Here is a 3,368-nt window from a genome sequence, read left to right as displayed (position 1 = left end):
ATCCCCATCCCCATCGGAAGCGGCCCCAAAGTCCGGCCCATCTTCCCGAAACAACAGTTCCACCAATGGGCGGGCATGCACCAGGTTGGGATCCGGGTGTCCGCCGCCAAAATCCGGCAGGGGCTGCCCGTTGAGCACACTGCCCTCTGGTGCTCCCAGGGATCCCTGCAAAATGGCGTGGGCATAGGGGCCGGTGACGGCGTGCATGGCGTCGAAGGCAATGCAGATCCCGGAAGCCAGGTAGTCGCGGATGGCCTCGAAATCGAACAGACGCTGCATCAGGCTCAAGTAATCGGCCACCGGGTCGATGACGGACACCGTGAGGGACCCCAGCCGTTGCTCGCCCAAGCGATCCAGATCGACATCGGGAGCTTCCCAGATGCGGTACTCCCGGATCTGCTGGGTGCGGGCGTAAATGGCCTCGGTCACCTTCTCCGGGGCAGGGCCACCGTTGCCGATGTTGTACTTGATGCCGAAATCCCCCTGGGGGCCGCCGGGGTTGTGGCTGGCAGAGAAGATGATCCCCCCGTAGGCGCCGTACTTGCGGATGAGACAGGAAACCGCCGGCGTGGAGAGGATCCCTCCTTGGCCCACCAGGACTCGCCCGATGCCGTTGGCCGCCGCCATCTTGAGCAGGATCTGAATGGCCTCGCGGTTGTAGTAGCGGCCATCTCCCCCCACCACCAGGGTTTGGCCGGCGGATCCCTCTAGGACATCAAAAATGGATTGGACGAAGTTTTCCAGGTAGTGGGGCTGCTGAAACACCGATACCGGCTTGCGCAGGCCAGAGGTGCCGGGTCTCTGGCTAGGGAAGGGCGTCGTGGGAACAATGCGCAGGCTCATAGGCTGCCGGAAAAGCTGCTTGCTCCTCTACTATCTCATCGTTGGGCCTCTCGTTTGTGCTGAGCAGAGTTCTTTCCCCTCCACCCATTTGTGGATGGGTTGAATGGATGCATCGATCTCCGCTGGTAGCCCTCCATCTTCAATCCCCTGGCTTAACCACCCACTCCACCAGGGTTTTGCTGGGATCCGGCAATTTCAACGAGAACAGCCATGCCGCCAAGATCAAAAGGGTGGAAAACCAAAGGCAGCCCTCCAACCCGTAGAACTGGAAGAGGATGCCAGAAGTTACCGTCCCCAACAGCCGCCCGCCGGAATTAGCCATGTAATAAAAGCCCACATTGAGGGCTACGTCGTCGTCTTCCGTGTAGGCCAGCACCAGGTAGGAATGCACTGCCGAATTGAAGGCAAAGACGATCCCGAACAGGATCAAGCCGCCGGTGATCACCAGCTCCGGTGCCAGCCCGGCCATGAAGGCTGTGGCAATGATCGCCGGCACCGCCGTCAGCACGAAGGTCCAAATCTGGATGGTGCGGGCCTTGGGAGCACGGCCAGGGCGACCCCCACCCAGCAGTTGCGGTGCTACAAACTGAATGAACCCATAGCCAATCACCCAGATGGCCATGTAACTGCCCACCTGCATAAAAGTCCAGCCCAAGCTGTCGTAGAGAAACACCGGCAGGGCCACCACAAACCACACATCCCGCGACCCAAACAGGAAAAAGCGAGCTGCCGAGAGGATGTTGATCTCTCTGCTCTTGGAAAACAGCCGCTTGAAGGGGATCTTGGCCTTGATTTTGCCCATGTCTGCAGGCAGCAGCGCCCCCGAACAGAAGATCAAAGCCAACGCCCCCGCCTGGACAAAGTTGGCCATGCGGAAGCCCATGGGATCCCCGTAGATTTCGGTGAAGATCTGCAGCAGGGCCGCTCCCACAAAGAACCCCACCCCCTTGAGGGCGTTTTTGGATCCGGTGAGCATAGCCACCCAACGAAACAGGCGGGATTCCGCTTCTTTGGGCACCACCAGGCGGATGGCGCTTTTGGAGCTCATCTTGGTGAGATCTTTGGCGATCCCGGCTAGAGCTTGGGCGGTCATCACGTAGGCCACCTGACTCCAGACCGGCCACTGCATGTTCAACACGCCCAGCATCACCAAACCGAAGATCTGGATGGCAATGCCCCCATACAGGGTCAGCCGCAGGCCAAACAGGGATCCAATCCAGCCGCCCAGGAAGTTGGTAATCACCCCGAAGATCTCGTAGAAGAGAAACAGCATGGCAATTTGGATCGGGGTAAAGCCCAACTTGTGGAAGTGCAGCAGCACCAACATGCGGATGGCGCCATCGGTGATGGTGAACCCCCAATAGGCCGCTGTAACCAGGGCGTAGTTGCGAACCGCAGAGGCTTGAGCCGTCGAAACAGAAGTCATGGGCAGGTCTCCAAGGGAGATGTTTCTATAGACTGCGGGCCACTTTGCGGGCCAGTTCCGCCATGCGGTTGGCGTAGCCCCATTCGTTGTCGTACCAGGCCAGGATCTTCACCTGGGCGCCATCCACCACCATCGTCGAGGGCGCATCCACAATGCTGGAACGGGGATCCCCTTTGAAATCCACCGAGACCAGGGGCAGCTCCTCGTAGCCGAGGATCCCCTTGAGTTCGCCCTCGGCTGCAGTTTTTAAGAGGTGATTGACTTCTTCCACGGTGGTGGGCCGCCTGACCTCAAACACGGCATCGGTTAGGGAAGCATTCAAGAGGGGCACGCGCACGGCAATGCCGTTCAACTTGCCGTTGAGTTCGGGGTAAATCAGCCCAATGGCCGTGGCCGAGCCGGTGGTGGTGGGCACCAAAGACAGCAGAGCGGAGCGGGCCCGCCGCAGATCTTTGTGGGGGGCATCCACCATGGTTTGGGTATTGGTGACGTCATGGATGGTGGTGATCACCCCGTGAACAATGCCGATCCCCTCGTGGATGACCTTCACCAAAGGAGCCAGGCAGTTGGTGGTGCAGGAAGCCGCCGTGAGCAAATGGTGCCGGGCCGGGTCGTACAGGTGATCGTTGACGCCCATAACAATGTTGAGGGCCTCTTCGTCCTTGACAGGGGCAGCCACAATCACCTTGCGCACCCCCGCTTTGAAGTAGGCATCCAGCTCCGCTGCCTTGACAAATTTGCCCGAGCATTCCAGCACTAGCTCGATCCCCAACTCTGCCCAGGGCACTTCACCAGGAGACTTGTGTTCGCTAAAGGTGAGGGTTTTGTCCTGAATGCGCAGCCGGTTATCGGATCCCTCAATGTCGATAGCCCAGCGGCCCTGCACCGAGTCAAACTTCAACAGGTGGGCCGCCGTCGCAGCTCCCCCTTTGATCTCGTTGATGTGGGCGAATTCCAGCTCTTCCCAGCCCCAAGCAGCCCGCAACACCAGCCGTCCGATGCGGCCAAAACCGTTGATGCCCACCCGCACTGCCATAGCATTGACCCTAGACTTGTCCAGAAGGGATCCCGCTCTCTCAGGGCAAATCCCGCCTCAACT

Annotated in this window: 3 protein-coding genes; all 3 read right to left on the bottom strand. The window is 59.6% G+C overall.

The window, feature by feature from the left end:
- On the bottom strand, positions 1 to 843 hold an 843-nt coding region (locus NW837_RS07780; protein ID WP_414330430.1), incomplete at its 3' end, for an alpha-D-glucose phosphate-specific phosphoglucomutase.
- 139 nt (positions 844 to 982) lie between these two features.
- Positions 983 to 2,269: an organoarsenical effux MFS transporter ArsJ gene (gene arsJ, locus NW837_RS07775; protein WP_414330427.1), complete on the bottom strand. Its 1,287-nt coding sequence runs from the start codon at positions 2,267 to 2,269 to the stop codon at positions 983 to 985.
- Between the two features lie 25 nt (positions 2,270 to 2,294).
- Positions 2,295 to 3,305 carry an ArsJ-associated glyceraldehyde-3-phosphate dehydrogenase gene (locus NW837_RS07770; RefSeq protein WP_011433875.1) on the bottom strand — a complete coding sequence of 337 codons (1,011 nt, stop codon included), beginning with the start codon at positions 3,303 to 3,305 and terminating at the stop codon, positions 2,295 to 2,297.
- Between the last annotated feature and the right edge of the window lie 63 nt (positions 3,306 to 3,368).

This window comes from Synechococcus sp. R6-10, assembly GCF_047461815.1.
Lineage (GTDB): Bacteria > Cyanobacteriota > Cyanobacteriia > Thermostichales > Thermostichaceae > Thermostichus.
The sequence above is the reverse complement of the archived record's forward strand: the minus strand, read 5'-3'. Positions and strand labels throughout refer to the sequence as shown.

Coding starts and splice junctions, on each gene's coding strand:
- arsJ (WP_414330427.1), bottom strand. CDS start 2,269: ATGACTTCTGTTTCGACGGCTCAAGCCTCTGCGGTTCGCAACTACGCC.
- NW837_RS07770 (WP_011433875.1), bottom strand. CDS start 3,305: ATGGCAGTGCGGGTGGGCATCAACGGTTTTGGCCGCATCGGACGGCTG.